Origin of the sequence: Longimicrobium sp. (assembly GCA_036377595.1) — a bacterium.
Classification (GTDB): domain Bacteria; phylum Gemmatimonadota; class Gemmatimonadetes; order Longimicrobiales; family Longimicrobiaceae; genus Longimicrobium.
Genome location: DASUYB010000094.1, coordinates 94,074 through 109,226, shown reverse-complemented (window position 1 = coordinate 109,226; position 15,153 = coordinate 94,074). Strand labels below are relative to the sequence as shown.

Sequence of the window (15,153 nt, the reverse complement as noted above, 5' to 3'; positions counted from 1 at the left end):
GGGCCGCTGCGGGTGAAAGCTCTCTACGCGTCTTTATCGGCGTGAGCATGAACGCCATTCCCGCGTCGGGGAAGACCGGCGGACATGCTTTCGCGGGCGTCCGCCGGTCGTTATCTTCGGAATGTGTTCGGTGAGCGCGGGAGCGGCTCAGCTGGCCAGCAGGTAGGCGTCGGCGGTCAGGTCGTAGATGGCGCCGCAGCCGCGGCGCTGGCACTGGTACGTGCCCACCCGCTCGGTGCCGGGGTGCCCGGTCAGCGCGCCGACCATGGCGTCGGTCACGCGCATGGCGGGGCGGGCGCCGCAGCGGGGGCAGGTGGCGGCCGGGCGCAGCAGGCGCGGCTCGGCGGGCTCCGGTTCGGGCTCGGGCTGGGGGACGTGCGCGGCCGGGCGGCGGACCACGCGCCGCACCACGCGGCGGGGGCGAGCGCCCGACTCCGGCAGGACCGGCACTGCGATCATGAATACCTCCTGGTTTCCGGGGCCGACGGAACGTTTGACACGGTGCGCGCCGACGCTTAACACTTACCACAAGATAAACACCGCGACTCCCGCGGTCAACGGTTTCTTCGGTCTTTCTTCGGAGAGCGAATGCCACGAGACGACCACAGGGCGATCGGCCACCGCATCCGGATGCTGCGGGAACGAAGGGGGCTGTCGCGCGACGAGCTGGCGGCGCGGGTGGGGGTGCACCCCGGCTCGATCGCGCGATGGGAGACGGGGGGATCGGTGCCGCACGCCTACACGCTCGAGCGCATCGCGGAGGCGTGCGGGGGCGGCTCGGAGTGGATCCGCACGGGGCACCGCCCCGAGGAGGCGGAGGCAGCCGGCTCCGCCGACGCGGAGGGAGGCGACGTGTTCGGGTCGCTGGACGCGGTGGCGCGGTTCGTTGAGGGAATCGCGCCGCCGGGGCAGGAAAAGTTTCGCAAGCTCGACGCGCTGGAAGGGCTCCGGCGCATGCTGACGGCGCGGGGGCGGCTTCCCGACTGGTGGTACACGCTGAAGGAGCGGGTGGACAATGGCGAGCTGTGACGACGAGGTGCTGGCGGCGGCGCGGCGGCTGGTGGAGCGCGCGCGCGACACGGTGGGGAGCTACGCGGGGTCGCTGTCGCCCGCGCGCACCGACCAGGTGAGCGACCTCCTGGGCGCCGCGGGGTGCCACGTGGAGGTGTTTCCCTTCCAGTCCGACACGGTGGCCATGGTGCTGCCGCAGTGCGCGGGCGTGTACCCCATCCTCATCAACCGCTCGGCCGAGGAGACGGACCGCCTCTTCGCGCTGCGCCACGAGCTGGGGCACGTGCTGGCCGGCGACGTGGACGGGCCGGTGTTCCTGGCCGACGAGGGATACATGTCGCCCGCCGAGCGCGGGGCCGACCTGTTCGCGCTGGCCGACCTGGTCCCCGGGTGGTGGATCGCCGAGGTGCGCCGCGGCCGCACCCCCTGGCGCGAGGTGAAGCGCCAGATCGCGCTGGCGGTGGCCCAGTACGCCGAGAACTGGCCCGCGCAGCGCTTCGGCGACCGCGCGGAGCTGCGCCTGCGGCTCTATCGCGAGCACGGGGTCTGACCTCACGCACTTTCTCGATCGCCATAAAGAAATGGCTCACGCAGAGTTAGCAGAGTCAACAGCTGATTCCTCTGCTGACTCTGCGTGAGCCCTCTTTTCTTTCTTTATTTGACCAGCGCGAGGCGCCGCGGGGGATTCGTGCCGCCGGCCCAGGTGCCCTCGGCGAACACCTTCTCGCCCGCGTCGTCGGTGACACGGAACCAGCGCACGCCGATGCCGTCGCCCACCAGCAGGCGCGCGGCGGCGGGGAGGGGAAGCGGCGCGCGGAAGGCGATGCGCAGCCGGCGCAGCGCGGCCGGGTCGCCGCCCAGGCGGTGCTCGATCAGCGCGTGCGCCACCATCGCCTCGGTGCAGAAGCCGTGCAGGATGGGGCGGCGGAAGCCGAACGGGCGCGCCGTCCAGCCCCACAGGTGGATGGGGTTCCAGTCGCCCGAGACGGCGGCGTAGCGACGGCCCGCGTCGCCGCGCAGGCGCCAGCGCGCGACCTCGTCCCAGCGCTCCGGCGGCTCGCCGCGCGGGTCGCCCTCGTCGCGCGGGGTGGCGCGCGGCTCGGCGTGCGGCGCCTCCTGCGGCGCGCGGGTGCGGGCCAGGAAGACCGTCGTGCTCTGCGTACACAGCTGGCCGGTGGCGGTCCAGTTGCGCGCCGACAGCGTCAGCCGGATCCCCTTCCGCACCCGCTCGGCGCGCTCCAGCTCCACCCGGCAGCGCAGCTGCTCGTCCGGCGCGATCGGGCGCAGGCTCACCAGCTCGCCCTCCACGTGCAGCACACCGCCGGCGGGAAGGGGGCGGTCCAGCCCGGCCAGCAGCTCCAGCGCCTGCGCCGTCTCCCACGTCACCGGGAAGACGGGGGAGAGAACGGAGAGGGGGCCCCGCAGCTTCGCGATTCCCTCGCCTGCGGTGGCGCGGAGATAGCGCTCGTGCAGGCGCGCGTCCACGCCGCGGTGCACGCGCTCGATGGCCGGCTTGCGGCGCGGCACCTCGGGGAGCGGCTCCGCGCCCCGTCGCGAGACCACGCCGCGCGCCACCAGGCGCAGCATCGAGCCGATCTGCTCCAGCCGCGGCGCCATCGTCACCCCGCCGCGCCGACGACCTGCACGGCCACCTCGCGCTCGCGCGGGCCGTCGAACTCGCAGAAGTACACCCCCTGCCACCGCCCCAGCAGCAGCCTCCCCCCGCTCACGATCACCGTCACCGACGGCCCGAAGAAGCTGGTCTTCAGGTGGCTGTCGCTGTTTCCCTCGCCGTGGCGGTAGAAGACCTCGTCGTGGGGGACGAGCTGCTGGAGCTTGGAGAGGAGGTCGTGCCGCACGTCGGGGTCGGCGTTCTCGTTGATGGTGAGCCCTGCCGTGGTGTGCAGCGACTGCGCGACCACCACGCCTTCGCGCACGCCCGAGCGCCCGACCACCGCCTGGAGCTGCGTGGTGACGTCGAGCATCTCGCACCGGCGCGTGGTGCGCAGCTGCACGATCTCCATCACCCCCTTACCGGCCGCGGTAGAAGATGCGCCAGATCCGCCCGCCCGTGTCGTCGGTGACGTAAAGCGAGCCGTCGGGGGCGACGGCGAGCCCCATCGGCCGGTGCGCGGGACGGGCGCCGCCGGCGGGCGTGGCGTCGGCGAAGGTCTCGTACGCGCCCGCACGGCCGCCGCTCATGGGGACGAAGGCCACGCGGTAGCCCGCCTGCGGGAGCGGCGCGCGGTTCCACGAGCCGTGGAACGCGACGAACGCGCCGCCGCGGTAACGCGCGGGGAACTGCGTGCCCGTGTAGAACACCAGCGACTCCGGCGCCCAGTGGCCGGGGAACGCCACCAGCGGCGCCTTGGCCCGCGCGCAGCGGCCCACCTCTGTGCCGCGCCCGCCGTATTCCGGCGCGAGGACGAGCTTGCGCTGGTCGACGTCGTAGAAGCAGTACGGCCAGCCGAAGTCGTCGCCGCGGTTGACGGAGAAGAACTCCTCGGCGGGGTTCTCGGCGCTCTTCCGGTCGTCGTACAGCGCGGGCCAGTTGTCGTGCAGCTGGTCGCGGCCGTGCTGCGTGGCGTACAGCTGGCCGCCCGGCGCGAAGGCCAGCCCCATGGCGTTGCGGATGCCGCGCGCCCAGTGCACGCCGTCGCCCTGGCGCTGGTTGGGGCGGTTGGCATCGAAGCGCCAGATCCCGGCGCGCGAATCGGTCTCCAGGCACGGGTCCTTCCCCGGCGAGCCGCGCTCGCGGTCGGCCTGCTGGCAGGCGTTGGTGAGCGAGCCGAGGTTCACGAACAGCCCGCCGCGCCCGTCGAGCGCCACGTTCTTGGCCGTGTGCCCGCCGACCGGCAGCCCGGAGACGAGCGTCTGCGGCTCGCCCGCGGGCGCCAGCCGGCCGGGCGCCAGGCGCCAGCGCACCACGCGGTCGTTCGGCGCGAAGTAGAGCCAGCCGCCGCTCACCGCCACGCCGGTGCCCCCGTCGGCGCCGAAGCGTTCCTGCTGGTCGGCGCGGCCGTCGCCGTTGGCGTCGCGGAGCGCCAGCACGCCGCCCCCGCTGCTGCGTCCGCCGAGCGCCACGTACACGTCGCTGTTGGGGGCGACGGCGATGTGGCGGGGGCCGCCCTCCACGTCGGCGAACACGGCGGCGCAGAAGCCCCGTGGCAGCGTCAGCCCGCCGTTGTCCGGCGCGCACTGCGCCTGCGCGGCGGCGCCGGGGGACGACGCGGGCTTCGCCGCGATCTCGTTCGCCGCGGCGGGGGGCTGAGACGGGGGATTTGCGGTGGCCTCGCGGACGGCGGGGCGGTCGCCGCAGGCTGCCAGGAGCGCCAGCGCGAGCGGAAGGGCTGCTGTTCGGGTCATCGTCATCACCGTGAGATGGTCAGGGGTGATGGGCTGCGACTGCAACAAGCGTTCGCGGCCGGCATCCCGGCCCCCTCCCCGCGGCTCGCCGCGCTCGCCACCCCGTCCTCCCAAACCGACTGGAGGAGGGGGAACTGCATCTTGCTGCAGCCGTCCTACTGCGTCTGCCGGACGAGCTTCAGGGTGACGCCGTCGAGGCCGGAGCCCACCAGCGGGCCTGCAAGCGTGTCGCGATTGGCTTCGGGCGTGAACGTCGAGTTGAACTGCAGCGTGGCGAACTCCGGCGCCTTGAATTGCAGCGACACCCGCGGATAGTTCCACACGCCGTCCACGTCGGCGATCACCGAGTCGGTGCCCGCCTTCACCACCGCGGTGCCGTCGATGGAGCGCTGGTCCTGCTCCAGCTCCATGCGGAAGGTGTAGGTGGCGCTGTCGGTGCCCGACACCTGCTTTTTCGCCGTGCCGGCCCATGTCCCCGTCACCGAGAAGCTGCCGATGTCCAGCGCGTCCTTGCAGGCCATCGCCAGGAGCGCGGCCACGGCGGCGAAGGCGGTTGTGAGGGCCTTGCGGTTCATTCAGGTCTCAGCGGATTGCGGGATTCCGGCGCCGCGCGCGGCGGGCCATGAGTGTACCGCCGCGCGCCCGCGCCAGCAATTCGAATCGATCGAGTCGCGAGGCGTCTGTCTACCGCTCATCGTGGAGATTGGGTCCGTGATCTCCTATCCCGTTGTCGTAGCGATCGAGGAAAAGAATGTCTCACACGGAGGGAACGGAGGAAACGGAGGAATGACAGGCAGGTCCTCCGTTTCCTCCGTTCCCTCCGTGTGAGATTCATCTCTTGAAACCCGATTCACTCAAACGCATGGGCGGGGGCTTATCCGCGGCCGCGTGAGGCCGTACACTGCGCGTCTCATCCAACCACCCAGCGGAGGCAATGGGATGGACATCCTGTCGGCGATCGGGAACACGTCGCTGGTGCGGCTGCGGAACGTCGTGCCGGCCGGCTGCGCGGAGGTCTACGTGAAGGTGGAGTGGGAGAACCCTACCGGCAGCATGAAGGACCGCATGGCGCAGGCGGTGATCGAGCGCGCGGAAGCCGACGGGCGGCTGCGGCCCGGCGGCACCGTGGTCGAGTATACCGGCGGCAGCACCGGCACCTCGCTGGCGCTGGTCTGCGCGGCGAAGGGGTACTGCATCCACATCGTCACCTCCGACGCGTTCAGCCAGGAGAAGCGCGACCACATGGCCGCGCTGGGCGCCGAGCTCACGCTGGTGCCGAGCGAGGGCGGGCTGACCACGAAGAAGCTGATCCTCGACATGATCGAGACGGCGCGCAGGCTGGCCGCCGAGCCGAACACCTTCTGGACCGACCAACTCAACAACCACGACAGCATCGCCGGCTACTTCCCGCTGGGCGAGGAGATCTGGACGCAGACCGGCGGCCGCATCGACGCGTTCGTGCACAGCGTGGGCACCGCCGCTTCGTCGCGCGGCGTGGCGACGGTGCTGAAGCGCCACAAGCCGGGCGTCCGGATCGTGATCGTGGAGCCCGGGGAGTCGGCGGTGCTCTCCGGCGGCGAGCCGGGGCCGCACAAGATCGAGGGGGTGGGGATCGGCTACACGCCGCCGCTCTGGGAGCCGTCGCTGGTGGACGAGATCATCCCCGTCGGCACCGAGGAGGCGAAGGAGATGACGCGGCGGCTGGCGCGCGAGGAGGCGCTGTTCGCCGGCACCTCGTCCGGCGCCAACGTCATCGCCTCCATCCGCGTGGCCGAGCGGCTGGGGCCGGGGAAGACGGTGGTGACGCTGATGTGCGACTCCGGCCTGAAGTACCTCAGCACCGACGTCTACAAGCGTCCGTAGATCCAATCCTCACTCGGCGAAAGCCCGCCGCGAGCCCCATCATCCCGCCTGCGCGGACGCCGGTAGTCCACGCAGGCGGACTTCGTGTGGTTGTTGCAGCGAATTCATTCGCCCACTCCTTCCGCCGAGCGTCTCCTGTCACCTCGCATCTCCCTGCAGGAGCCGATCTTCCCTTCGCAAACATCTGGCGCGGAGATCTGAATAGAATCAGAAGATCTATTCATCCGAACGGTTGACTATTCAGTTATTTGGATATACATTCGTAGCAATGAATGGATTTTCTCGCGCCCGCGTAGGTGTGCTGGGCGCTTCGGGATACGCGGGCCGGGAAGCCATCCGGCTCCTGGCGAAGCACGGACAGGCGGAGATCGCCCTCGCAAGCTCGGAAAGCGAAGCGGGGGCGAACCTGTCTCGGCTGGTGCGCGGCGCGCCCGACCTGGCGCTGACGCGCATCGCGGACGCCGACCTCTCCGCCTGCGACGCGGTCCTCTGCTGCCTCCCGCACGGCGAGGCGAGCAAGTGGGTGCAGGCCGGGCTGGAGGCGGGCGCGAAGGTGGTCGACCTCTCCAACGACCTGCGCGTGGTGACGGACGCGACGCCCGCGTGGGCGCGCGAGGCGGTGTACGGGCTGCCCGAGCTGCACCGCGGCTGCATCGCCGGGGCCTACGTCGTCGCCAACCCGGGGTGCTATCCCACCGCGGCCATCCTCGCGCTGGCGCCGCTCCTTCGCCGCGGCCTGGTGGCCGGGCCGGTGATCGTCGACGCGGCGTCGGGGGTGAGCGGCGCGGGGCGGTCGCCCAAGCGGCACCTGATGCTGGCGGAGCTGGCGGAGGACTTCAGCGCCTACGGCGTGGGGAACGTCCACCGCCACCTCGCGGAGATGCGCGACCAGGCGGTGCGGCTCAGCGCCGGCCCCGCGCCCGAGCTGGTGTTCACGCCGCACCTGCTGCCGGTGAAGCGGGGGATCCTGGAGACGATCTACGTCCCCCTGACGCGCGAGCTGGACGAGCCGCTTCGCCCCTGGCTGGATGATTATGCGGGCGAGCCGTTCGTGGAGGTGATGACGGAGCGCCTCCCCGCGCTGGCCGACGTGGTGGGGACCAACCTGGTCTCCATCGGCGTGCAGCCGGTGGCGGGGATGAGCCAGCCGATGCTGATCGTCGTCGCGGCGATCGACAACCTGGTGAAGGGCGCCGCCGGGCAGGCCGTGCAGAACCTGAACCTGATGTTCGGCTTCGAGGAAACCGAGGGGCTGCGGTGAAGCCGAGCGTGACCGTGGTGAAGGTGGGCGGCAACGAGGTGGACGATCCCTGCTGGGTGGTGCGCCTCTCCCGCGCGATCGCGGACCGCGGCGGCCACGTGGTGGTGGTGCACGGCGGGGGGAAGGAAGTGTCCACCCTGCAGCGCGCCCTGGGCGCCGAGCCCGAGTGGAAGGACGGGCTGCGCGTCACCAGCCCCGAGGCGATGAAGGCCGTCTCCATGGTCCTCAGCGGGGTGGTGAACAAGCGGCTGGTGTCGGCGCTCGTTTCCGCGGGCGCCGAGGCGGTGGGGATCAGCGGCGAGGACGGCGGGCTGCTGCGCGCGAAGGTCGCCCGCGGCGGCGCGCTGGGGCGGATCGGCGAGGTGGAGCAGGTGCGCGTGGAGCTGCTGCGCGCCTGGCTCCGCCAGGGGCTCACCCCCGTCGTCTCGCCCGTCTCTCGCGGCCCCGGCGGCGAGCCGCTGAACGTCAACGCCGACGATGCCGCGGCCGCCGTGGCCGCGGCGCTGGGCGCGGAGGAGCTGCTCTTCGTCTCCAACGTCCCGGGTGTGCTGGCGGGGAGCGCGACGCTGGAGGCGGTCGCGGGAGACGAGGTCGAGGCGATGATCGCCGACGGCACCGCGCAGGGGGGGATGGCGCCCAAGCTCCGCGCCGCCGCCCGCGCCGCGTCCGAGGTGGGAACGGTGCGGATCGGTGGGCTGGAGATGCTGAAGAACCACGCCGCGGGCACGCGCATCGGCGCGCACCGCGCAGGAGAGGGGTGAGGATGACGACTGCCACGTTGGACGCCACCGGCGCGCTGCTCGAGGTCTACAAGCGCTCGGGCCCGGTCTTCACCGCCGGCGAGGGGTGCCGGCTGATCGCCGAGGACGGCACGCGCTACCTGGACTTCACCGCGGGGATCGCGGTGAACGCGCTGGGCTACGGCTCGTCGGTGATCGCCGACGCCATCCGCGAGGCGCTGGACGCGGGGCTGATCCACACCTCGAACCTCTTCCACACCCGCCCGGCCGCCGAGCTGGCCGAGTGGCTGGTGGAGCGCTCCTTCGCCGACCGCGCCTTCTTCTGCAACTCGGGCGCGGAGGCCAATGAGGGCGCCATCAAGTTCGCCCGGCGCTGGGCGCGCGAGACCGGCGGCGAGAACAAGACCGAGATCGTGGCCTTCCTCGGCGGCTTCCACGGGCGGACCATGGGGGCGCTGGCCGCGACCGACCGTCCCGCCTACCAGGCGCCCTTCAAGCCGCTGATGCCGGGCGTTCGCTTCGGCGTGGTGGGCGACGTGAAGGAAGCCGAGCGGCTGATCCGCCCCGAGCGGACCGCGGCGGTGATCATCGAGCCGCTGCAGGCCGAGGGCGGCGTGCTCCCCGTCCCCCCCGCCTTCCTCAAGGCGCTGCGCTACCTCTGCGACGAGGCCGGCGCGCTGCTGATCTTCGACGAGGTGCAGGTGGGCCTGGGCCGCACGGGAACGCTCTGGGCGCACGAGCAGGCCGGGGTCACGCCGGACCTGATGACGGTGGCCAAGCCGCTGGCCGGCGGGCTGCCGATGGGCGCGGTGCTGCTGACGGAGCGTGTCGCGGAGACGATCCAGCCGGGCGACCACGCCACGACCTTCGGCGGCGGTCCGCTCGTCGCCAGCGCCGCGCTGGCCACGGTGCGGACGATCGGCGAGCCGGCGTTCCTCGACGAGGTGCGGCAGAAGGGGCACTACCTGGCCAACCTGCTGCAGTCGCTGGTCGTGCGTCGGTCCGGGAAGGTGAAGGCGGTGCGGGGGACGGGGCTGATCTGGGGAATCGAGATCGACGGGTCCGCGGGCGAGGTGGTCTCGCGGGCGATGGAGGCCGGGCTGCTGCTCTGCTCGGCCGGGCCGAACGTGGTGCGCATCGTTCCCCCGCTGGTCATCGGCGAGGCCGAGCTGGCGGAAGGTATCGAGATCCTGGACGAGGTCCTCTGATGCTGCTCGACATTCACGCGGACGTGGGGTCCGCCGCCGCCGTCCTCGATGCCATCGGGGTGAAGAAGCCCCGCGCGGGCGAGGTCGTGGTGCGCCCGGCGCGGGTGGCCGACATGCTCCAGGTCGAGCCGCTGATCAACGGCTTCGCCAAGCGCGAGCTGATGCTGCCCAAGACCATCGAGCAGCTGAGCCGCAACTTCCGCGAGTTCGTGGTCGCCGAGAAGGACGGCCGCATCCTCGGCTGCGCCGCGCTGCGCGTGTACACGCCGCAGCTGGCCGAGCTGGGCTCGCTGGCCGTCTCCGAGGCGGCGCAGGGGCTGGGCCTCGGGGCGAAGCTCGTCGCCGCCGTCGAGGACCAGGCGGAGCTGCACGGGATCGGGACGGTGTTCGCGCTGACGCTGCAGGACGTCTTCTTCCACAAGCAGGGCTACCGCACGGTGCCCAAGGAGATGTTCCCGCAGAAGGTGTGGACCGACTGCCGCGCGTGCCCCAAGCTGCACGCGTGCGACGAGATCGCGGTGGTGAAGGAGCTGTAGGGAAGGGAGTCCTGAGTCCTAAGTCCCAAGTCCTGAGTGATCCGACCTCGCTTAGGACTTAGGACCAAGGACTTAGGACCAGGAGAGCCGGTCGAACGAACAAGCATCCGACGTCAGCAGATAAACCAGGGAGCGAGACCAAGATGAACAACAACCCCATCGTCCTGGCCTACTCGGGCGGGCTCGACACCTCGATCATCGTCCCCTGGCTGAAGGAGAACTACGGCGCCGAGGTCGTCTGCGTCGCCGCCGACGTGGGGCAGGGCGACGAGCTGGCCGGGCTCGAGGCGAAGGCCCTCGCCAGCGGCGCGAAGGCCTGCTACGTCGAGGACCTGCGCGAGGCCTTCCTCACCGAGTTCGTGTGGCCCACGCTGCGCGCCGGGGCCATCTACGGGCGCAAGTACCTGCTGGGCACCTCGATGGCGCGGCCGATCATCGCCCGCCGCCAGGTCGAGGTCGCCAGGCTGATCGGCTCCTCCATCCTCGCGCACGGCTGCACGGGGAAGGGGAACGACCAGGTGCGCTTCGAGCTCACCTACGCCTCGCTGGCGCCGGAGATGAAGGTCATCGCCCCCTGGCGCGAGTGGGACATCCGCTCCCGCGAGGACGCGCTCGACTACGCGGCGGCGCATAACGTTCCCGTCGCGGCCACGAAGGAGAAGATCTACTCGCGCGACCGCAACATCTGGCACGTGTCGCACGAGGGCGGGCCGCTGGAGGATCCGGCCTACGAGCCGACCGAGGACCTCTTCCTCCTCACCAAGGCGCCGTGGGACGCGCCGGCCCGGCCGGAGTACGTCACCATCACCTTCGAGCACGGCTTCCCGGTCGCGGTGGACGGCGAGGCGCTGTCCCCGGTGGCGCTGCTGGAGCGGCTGAACGAGATCGGCGGGCTGCACGGCGTCGGCCGCGTGGACCTGGTGGAGGACCGCATGGTGGGGATGAAGTCGCGCGGGATCTACGAGACGCCCGGCGGCTCCCTCCTCTACCAGGCGCACAGCGAGCTCGAGCAGCTGGTGATGGACCGCCGCACGCTGGCGCTGAAGGACGCCATCGCGCCGCGCTACGCCGATCTCGTCTACGAAGGGCGCTGGTGGACCACGGAGCGGCAGGCGATGGACGCGCTGGTCGACGTCACCCAGCAGCGCGTGACCGGCGACGTGCGGCTGAAGCTGTACCGCGGCACCTCCAGCATCGCCGGGCGGACCAGCCCCTTCTCGCTTTACGACGAGCGCTTCGTCACCTTCGGCGAGGACGACGTCTACGACCAGGCCGATGCGGCGGGCTTCATCCGCCTCTTCGCCCTGCCGATGCGGGTCGGCGCGCTGAAGGAGCAGGAGCGCACCCCCGCGCTGGTCACCGACCTGGCGGCGGACTGAGAATCGGCGCGACGCGGGCTCCCACCCCGGGAGCCCGCGCCGCCGGCTGCACGCGGTCGCAGCGGATCGCGTGGCAATGGGAGACTCAGCAGGTCCCGTTGCAGCTGATCTCGCAGGTGATGCGGTGCGAGGCGATGCACTGCCTCACCGTGTCGAGGGTCACTTGCAGCGACTGCAGGGACGGCGCGGTGGCGAACGACTCGACCACGAGCGTTTCGAGCTTGAGCGGCATCGGTCTGTTCCTTTCGGTTTGGGGGAGGCACTGATCGCGCCGGTGCGATTAGGGGCAGCGAGGATCGGTCGTGCACGGGCAGGTGTTCCCGCAGGTGATGTAACAGGTGCCGTTCCAACTCGCGGGACAGTTGCTCAGCGTGGCCGCTGCGGCTTCCCGGCCGTTCACGGTCCCGCGCATGCCGGGTCCCGCGGCCGTGGTCGCGAAGCTGGTCACGGCCAGCGCATCGAGGGTGAGCTTCTTCATCGGGGCCTCTCCTGGTTGCTCGTGGTGGAGGAGCGGCGCGGAGTGCGACCCGATCGGGCGCACTCCCCGTGCTCAGCACTCGAACACGGTCTCGCAGTAGCAGGTCTCCCAGCAGGTGACCCAGCAGGTGCCGCCGTAGCTGATGGGACATGCGGGGCTGCCGGTGGTCCTTGCGGGGATGGACCGGGTGGTGGTGGCGAAGCTGGTGATCTCGAGCGCGTCCAGGCGGAGCTTGCGCATCGTTTCCTCCGTGGGAGGCGGTGTCAGGCGCAGTCGGGACCGCCGGTGCACGGGCAGGTGTCCCAGCAGCTGATCCAGCAGGTCCCGCCCCAGCTGTCGGGGCAGTACGGCGGATCCGTGTTCGGGCAGGCGGCGGGGCTCGTGTCCACGCGGCCGACGACCGTGCCGCGGATGCCGCCGGCCCGTGCGATCGTGGCGAAGCTCTCCACCGCCAAGTGGTCCAGCCTCAGCTTCTTCATGGGGCTTCCACCTCGGAGCAGTCGACGAAATCGGTGCACGGGCAGGTGTCCCAGCAGGTGAGCCAGCAGGTGCCGCCCCAGCTGTCCGGGCACGTGGGAGGATTGGTGTTCTCGCGCGCCGCCACGGTGCCGCGGATGCCGGCGGCCTCGCTGGTGGTGGCGAAGCTGTCGACCTTCAGCCCGTCGAGGTTGAGCTTCTGCATCGGCTCTCCTGAGGGGATGGACGGATGGGCTGCGGGACGGAAGTGATCGTAACTAAGTGTCTGGAAATGCACAACTCGCCGGATGGGCCACTTTTCCCCGCCGGCCGCACGACGCGTATCCGAAGGGAAGGATGCCATGACCGATGCCGCGCTCCAGCTCGAGACGGGCCCCGAGGCTTCGACCGCGCGCCTGTGGGGCGGCCGCTTCTCCGCCGAGCCGTCGGTGGAGATGGATCGGCTGAACCGCTCGCTTCCGGTGGACCACCGCCTCTGGCGCGAGGACGTGGCCGGGAGCCAGGCGTGGGCCGAGGCCATCTTCGACGCCGGCGTCATCTCGCACGACGAGTGGCTGGCGCTGAACGCCGGGCTCGACCGCGTGGGCGCGCGGCTGGAGCAGTGGACCGAGGCGGAGTGGGCCGGCGCGCCCGACGAGGACATCCACTCCCTCGTCGAGCGCCTGCTGTACGAGGAGGCGGGCGACGTCGCGGGAAAGCTCCATACGGGTCGCTCGCGCAACGACCAGGTGGCCACGGATTCGCGCCTCTGGGCGTGCGCCGCCGTCTCGCGGCTCGACACGCTCCTGCGCGACGTGCAGCGCGCGTTGCTGGAGCAGGCCGAGGCGCACCGCGACACGGTGATGCCCAGCTACACCCATCTCCAGCGCGCGCAGCCGGTCTCCGCCGCGCACTGGCTCCTTTCGCACGCATGGCCCCTCGCGCGCGACCGCGAGCGGCTGGCGCAGGCACGCGAGCGGGTGGCCGTGCTCCCGCTGGGCTCGGGGGCGATCGCCGGGTGCCCGTTCCCGGTCGACCGCGTGCTGCTGAAGGAGACGCTGGGCTTCCATTCCGTCTCCCCCAACTCGATGGACGCGGTGGCGGATCGGGACTGGACGGCCGAGCTCCTGTTCGTAGCGGCGATGGTGGGGGTGCACCTCTCACGGCTGGCGGAGGACCTGGTCCTCTTCTCCAGCGCCGAGTGGGGGTTCGTGAAGATGTCGGACCGCTTCAGCACCGGCTCGTCGCTGATGCCGCAGAAGCGCAATCCCGACGCGATGGAGCTGGCGCGCGGCAAGGCCGGCCGGCTGATCGGCGGGCTGACGGGGATCCTGGCGACGCTGAAGGGGCTGCCGTCGGGCTACAACAAGGACCTGCAGGAAGACAAGGCGGCGCTCTTCGACGCCTTCGACACCCTGGAGTCGCTCCTTCCCGCAGTCGCCGGCAGCGTGCGGACGATGGAGATCGACGCCGGGCGCTGCCGCGATGCCGTCGACGCCGGCATGCTGGCCACGGATCTCGCCGACTTCCTGGTGAAGCGCGGCGTCCCCTTCCGCGAGGCGCACGGCATCGTCGGCCGCCTGGTCCGCGCGGCCGAGGAGCTGGGGTGCGGGCTCGACGAGCTGGATGCGCGCTTCTTCACGCACCTGTCGCCGGAGTTCGAGGGCGCGGACTTCCACGCGCTCTTCTCGGCCGAGGAGGCGCTGTCCGCCCGCGCCGGCATCGGCGGCACCGCGCCCGAGGCCGTCGCCGAGCAGATCACCGGGCTTCGCGCGGTGCTGTAGCATCGCTGCGATACGGAACGAGAGCGGGAGCCGCGGTCCGTGTCCGCGGCTCCCGCTCTTTTATCATCCCACCCGAGACTAGCAGGTGTACGCGCCGCAGCTGATGTACCGCGTGCACAGCTTCGTGCAGATGTAGGGCGAGGTCGGAGAACAGGTAACGTCCTCGCTCGCGCTGTCGTAGCCCCGCACCGTTCCCTCCGTCTCGTGGTTTGCGGGGACGGCGAACGAGTCCACGCTCAGCTCCTCGATCCGCAGGCTCAGCTTCTTCATGGCAGGCTCCTGAGGTTCAACGGGGTCTCAATGGACGGGCGGGAGCCACATCTCCCGCCCGTCCGCGTCTTCGCTGGTGGAAACCGACGTCAGGGGCAGTCCACCGACCGGCACGTGGGGTCGTTGCATGAGAGACAGGAGTCCCAGTCGCTGCCGGGAAAACAATCCGTGGCGCAGGTGGAATCCTGCCATTCCGTTCTGTCCTCGTGCGCGCGCACCGTTCCCGCGCCGCGCGCGCCGTCGAGCGTCTCGAACGACTCCACCGCGAGCTTCTCGACCTTCAGGGTCAGCTTGGCCACGGGCCCTCCTCAGCAGCAGTTGATGGTGAAGCAGGTGCGGTCGCCCTCGCAGGTGCGGCAGAGCGACGGCTCGCTGTTGGTCGGCCGCTCCTGGGCGACCACGCCGCCCTCCGCGTCGAACGACTCCACCTCGAGCTGGTCGAGACCAGCCTGATCTTCTCCATCTCCGCCTCCCTGTCGGTGGAAGGTTCAGCGGCCGGTCACTCCGGCTGCGGCGGGCACGTCGGCGTGCAGATCTTCCCGCACGACGGATCGCAGGTGAACTGGCCGGGGCAGGTCGGGTTGGTGGGGCAGGTGTCGGTGCCGGGGTCGCACACGGTGCCGTCCACCGCCAGCGTGCCGGCCACCACCACGCCGAACGCGTCCTGCGCCGCGCGCACGGTGGCGCGCGAAAGGAGCGCCGACGCCGCTTCGAACGTTTCCACCGCCAGCGACTCGGCGTCCAGCCTCAGCTTTTTCATCGCCGTCCTCCTGTGGCTGCCAGACTCAGCGGATCGGAAAG

Annotated in this window: 22 protein-coding genes; 9 read left to right on the top strand and 13 right to left on the bottom strand. The window is 71.1% G+C overall.

What is annotated here, in order from left to right:
* Window positions 1-147 precede the first annotated feature (147 nt).
* Window positions 148-459, bottom strand: a complete 312-nt coding sequence (locus VF092_15150; GenBank protein HEX6748633.1) for a hypothetical protein — start codon at window positions 457-459, stop codon at window positions 148-150.
* Window positions 460-588: 129 nt separating this feature from the next.
* On the opposite strand from VF092_15150, the gene VF092_15145 reads away from it, so the two are divergent.
* Window positions 589-1,029: a helix-turn-helix transcriptional regulator gene (locus tag VF092_15145; protein HEX6748632.1), complete on the top strand. Its 441-nt coding sequence runs from the start codon at window positions 589-591 to the stop codon at window positions 1,027-1,029.
* Window positions 1,016-1,561 (top strand): ImmA/IrrE family metallo-endopeptidase, encoded by a 546-nt coding sequence (locus tag VF092_15140; GenBank protein HEX6748631.1) that lies wholly within the window; start codon window positions 1,016-1,018, stop codon window positions 1,559-1,561. The genes VF092_15145 and VF092_15140 overlap by 14 nt, the downstream gene beginning before the upstream one ends.
* A gap of 104 nt (window positions 1,562-1,665) precedes the next feature.
* Here VF092_15140 and VF092_15135 read toward each other — a convergent pair whose 3' ends face one another.
* The 4 genes from VF092_15135 to VF092_15120 all read right to left on the bottom strand — a co-directional run bounded on the left by VF092_15135 (window position 1,666) and on the right by VF092_15120 (window position 4,952).
* A complete protein-coding gene (locus VF092_15135; protein HEX6748630.1) occupies window positions 1,666-2,628 on the bottom strand; it encodes a MaoC/PaaZ C-terminal domain-containing protein in 963 nt (320 codons plus the stop codon).
* Between the two features lie 2 nt (window positions 2,629-2,630).
* Window positions 2,631-3,035: a secondary thiamine-phosphate synthase enzyme YjbQ gene (locus VF092_15130; protein HEX6748629.1), complete on the bottom strand. Its 405-nt coding sequence runs from the start codon at window positions 3,033-3,035 to the stop codon at window positions 2,631-2,633.
* 7 nt (window positions 3,036-3,042) lie between these two features.
* Window positions 3,043-4,377, bottom strand: coding sequence for a PQQ-dependent sugar dehydrogenase (locus VF092_15125; GenBank protein ID HEX6748628.1), 1,335 nt, complete (start codon window positions 4,375-4,377; stop codon window positions 3,043-3,045).
* Between the two features lie 155 nt (window positions 4,378-4,532).
* Window positions 4,533-4,952: a hypothetical protein gene (locus tag VF092_15120; GenBank protein ID HEX6748627.1), complete on the bottom strand. Its 420-nt coding sequence runs from the start codon at window positions 4,950-4,952 to the stop codon at window positions 4,533-4,535.
* A gap of 364 nt (window positions 4,953-5,316) precedes the next feature.
* Here VF092_15120 and VF092_15115 point away from each other — a divergent pair, with 364 nt between their 5' ends.
* From VF092_15115 to VF092_15090, 6 genes are all read left to right on the top strand, one after another.
* Window positions 5,317-6,240, top strand: coding sequence for a cysteine synthase family protein (locus VF092_15115; protein HEX6748626.1), 924 nt, complete (start codon window positions 5,317-5,319; stop codon window positions 6,238-6,240).
* A 298-nt stretch (window positions 6,241-6,538) separates the two neighbouring features.
* The gene (gene argC / locus VF092_15110) at window positions 6,539-7,501 is read left to right on the top strand and encodes an N-acetyl-gamma-glutamyl-phosphate reductase (protein ID HEX6748625.1); all 963 of its coding nucleotides are present in this window, start codon (window positions 6,539-6,541) and stop codon (window positions 7,499-7,501) included.
* Window positions 7,498-8,262: an acetylglutamate kinase gene (argB, locus tag VF092_15105; protein ID HEX6748624.1), complete on the top strand. Its 765-nt coding sequence runs from the start codon at window positions 7,498-7,500 to the stop codon at window positions 8,260-8,262. The genes argC and argB overlap by 4 nt, the downstream gene beginning before the upstream one ends.
* A 2-nt stretch (window positions 8,263-8,264) precedes the next feature.
* A complete protein-coding gene (locus VF092_15100) occupies window positions 8,265-9,449 on the top strand; it encodes an acetylornithine/succinylornithine family transaminase (GenBank protein ID HEX6748623.1) in 1,185 nt (394 codons plus the stop codon).
* Window positions 9,449-9,985: an N-acetyltransferase gene (locus tag VF092_15095; GenBank protein ID HEX6748622.1), complete on the top strand. Its 537-nt coding sequence runs from the start codon at window positions 9,449-9,451 to the stop codon at window positions 9,983-9,985. Before VF092_15100 ends, VF092_15095 begins: the two co-directional genes overlap by 1 nt.
* 143 nt (window positions 9,986-10,128) lie before the next feature.
* Entirely contained in the window at window positions 10,129-11,364 is a 1,236-nt protein-coding gene (locus VF092_15090) for an argininosuccinate synthase (protein HEX6748621.1), read from the top strand.
* An 85-nt stretch (window positions 11,365-11,449) separates the two neighbouring features.
* On the opposite strand, the gene VF092_15085 is transcribed toward VF092_15090, so the two are convergent.
* The 5 genes from VF092_15085 to VF092_15065 all read right to left on the bottom strand — a co-directional run bounded on the left by VF092_15085 (window position 11,450) and on the right by VF092_15065 (window position 12,524).
* Complete coding sequence (locus VF092_15085; GenBank protein HEX6748620.1) at window positions 11,450-11,596, bottom strand: hypothetical protein; 147 nt, start codon at window positions 11,594-11,596, stop codon at window positions 11,450-11,452.
* A gap of 48 nt (window positions 11,597-11,644) precedes the next feature.
* Complete coding sequence (locus tag VF092_15080) at window positions 11,645-11,842, bottom strand: pinensin family lanthipeptide (GenBank protein ID HEX6748619.1); 198 nt, start codon at window positions 11,840-11,842, stop codon at window positions 11,645-11,647.
* 72 nt (window positions 11,843-11,914) lie between these two features.
* Window positions 11,915-12,082, bottom strand: coding sequence for a hypothetical protein (locus VF092_15075; GenBank protein ID HEX6748618.1), 168 nt, complete (start codon window positions 12,080-12,082; stop codon window positions 11,915-11,917).
* Window positions 12,083-12,105: 23 nt separating this feature from the next.
* A complete protein-coding gene (locus tag VF092_15070) occupies window positions 12,106-12,321 on the bottom strand; it encodes a hypothetical protein (protein HEX6748617.1) in 216 nt (71 codons plus the stop codon).
* Window positions 12,318-12,524 (bottom strand): hypothetical protein, encoded by a 207-nt coding sequence (locus tag VF092_15065; protein ID HEX6748616.1) that lies wholly within the window; start codon window positions 12,522-12,524, stop codon window positions 12,318-12,320. Before VF092_15065 ends, VF092_15070 begins: the two co-directional genes overlap by 4 nt.
* A gap of 136 nt (window positions 12,525-12,660) precedes the next feature.
* Between VF092_15065 and argH the strand changes: the two genes are divergently transcribed.
* A complete protein-coding gene (argH, locus tag VF092_15060; protein ID HEX6748615.1) occupies window positions 12,661-14,082 on the top strand; it encodes an argininosuccinate lyase in 1,422 nt (473 codons plus the stop codon).
* A gap of 78 nt (window positions 14,083-14,160) precedes the next feature.
* On the opposite strand, the gene VF092_15055 is transcribed toward argH, so the two are convergent.
* The 3 genes from VF092_15055 to VF092_15045 form a co-directional block, all read right to left on the bottom strand.
* On the bottom strand, window positions 14,161-14,352 hold the full coding sequence (locus tag VF092_15055) for a hypothetical protein (GenBank protein HEX6748614.1): 192 nt from the start codon (window positions 14,350-14,352) through the stop codon (window positions 14,161-14,163).
* A gap of 89 nt (window positions 14,353-14,441) precedes the next feature.
* Entirely contained in the window at window positions 14,442-14,651 is a 210-nt protein-coding gene (locus tag VF092_15050; protein ID HEX6748613.1) for a hypothetical protein, read from the bottom strand.
* Window positions 14,652-14,851: 200 nt separating this feature from the next.
* Window positions 14,852-15,112 (bottom strand): hypothetical protein, encoded by a 261-nt coding sequence (locus VF092_15045; protein HEX6748612.1) that lies wholly within the window; start codon window positions 15,110-15,112, stop codon window positions 14,852-14,854.
* Between the last annotated feature and the right edge of the window lie 41 nt (window positions 15,113-15,153).

Coding starts and splice junctions, on each gene's coding strand:
- VF092_15135 (HEX6748630.1), bottom strand. CDS start 2,628: ATGGCGCCGCGGCTGGAGCAGATCGGCTCGATGCTGCGCCTGGTGGCG.
- VF092_15115 (HEX6748626.1), top strand. CDS start 5,317: ATGGACATCCTGTCGGCGATCGGGAACACGTCGCTGGTGCGGCTGCGG.
- argH (HEX6748615.1), top strand. CDS start 12,661: ATGACCGATGCCGCGCTCCAGCTCGAGACGGGCCCCGAGGCTTCGACC.
- VF092_15095 (HEX6748622.1), top strand. CDS start 9,449: ATGCTGCTCGACATTCACGCGGACGTGGGGTCCGCCGCCGCCGTCCTC.
- VF092_15065 (HEX6748616.1), bottom strand. CDS start 12,524: ATGCAGAAGCTCAACCTCGACGGGCTGAAGGTCGACAGCTTCGCCACC.
- VF092_15070 (HEX6748617.1), bottom strand. CDS start 12,321: ATGAAGAAGCTGAGGCTGGACCACTTGGCGGTGGAGAGCTTCGCCACG.
- VF092_15075 (HEX6748618.1), bottom strand. CDS start 12,082: ATGCGCAAGCTCCGCCTGGACGCGCTCGAGATCACCAGCTTCGCCACC.
- VF092_15150 (HEX6748633.1), bottom strand. CDS start 459: ATGATCGCAGTGCCGGTCCTGCCGGAGTCGGGCGCTCGCCCCCGCCGC.
- VF092_15080 (HEX6748619.1), bottom strand. CDS start 11,842: ATGAAGAAGCTCACCCTCGATGCGCTGGCCGTGACCAGCTTCGCGACC.
- VF092_15140 (HEX6748631.1), top strand. CDS start 1,016: ATGGCGAGCTGTGACGACGAGGTGCTGGCGGCGGCGCGGCGGCTGGTG.
- VF092_15120 (HEX6748627.1), bottom strand. CDS start 4,952: ATGAACCGCAAGGCCCTCACAACCGCCTTCGCCGCCGTGGCCGCGCTC.
- VF092_15145 (HEX6748632.1), top strand. CDS start 589: ATGCCACGAGACGACCACAGGGCGATCGGCCACCGCATCCGGATGCTG.
- VF092_15090 (HEX6748621.1), top strand. CDS start 10,129: ATGAACAACAACCCCATCGTCCTGGCCTACTCGGGCGGGCTCGACACC.
- VF092_15100 (HEX6748623.1), top strand. CDS start 8,265: ATGACGACTGCCACGTTGGACGCCACCGGCGCGCTGCTCGAGGTCTAC.
- VF092_15045 (HEX6748612.1), bottom strand. CDS start 15,112: ATGAAAAAGCTGAGGCTGGACGCCGAGTCGCTGGCGGTGGAAACGTTC.
- VF092_15130 (HEX6748629.1), bottom strand. CDS start 3,035: ATGGAGATCGTGCAGCTGCGCACCACGCGCCGGTGCGAGATGCTCGAC.
- VF092_15055 (HEX6748614.1), bottom strand. CDS start 14,352: ATGAAGAAGCTGAGCCTGCGGATCGAGGAGCTGAGCGTGGACTCGTTC.
- VF092_15085 (HEX6748620.1), bottom strand. CDS start 11,596: ATGCCGCTCAAGCTCGAAACGCTCGTGGTCGAGTCGTTCGCCACCGCG.
- VF092_15125 (HEX6748628.1), bottom strand. CDS start 4,377: ATGACCCGAACAGCAGCCCTTCCGCTCGCGCTGGCGCTCCTGGCAGCC.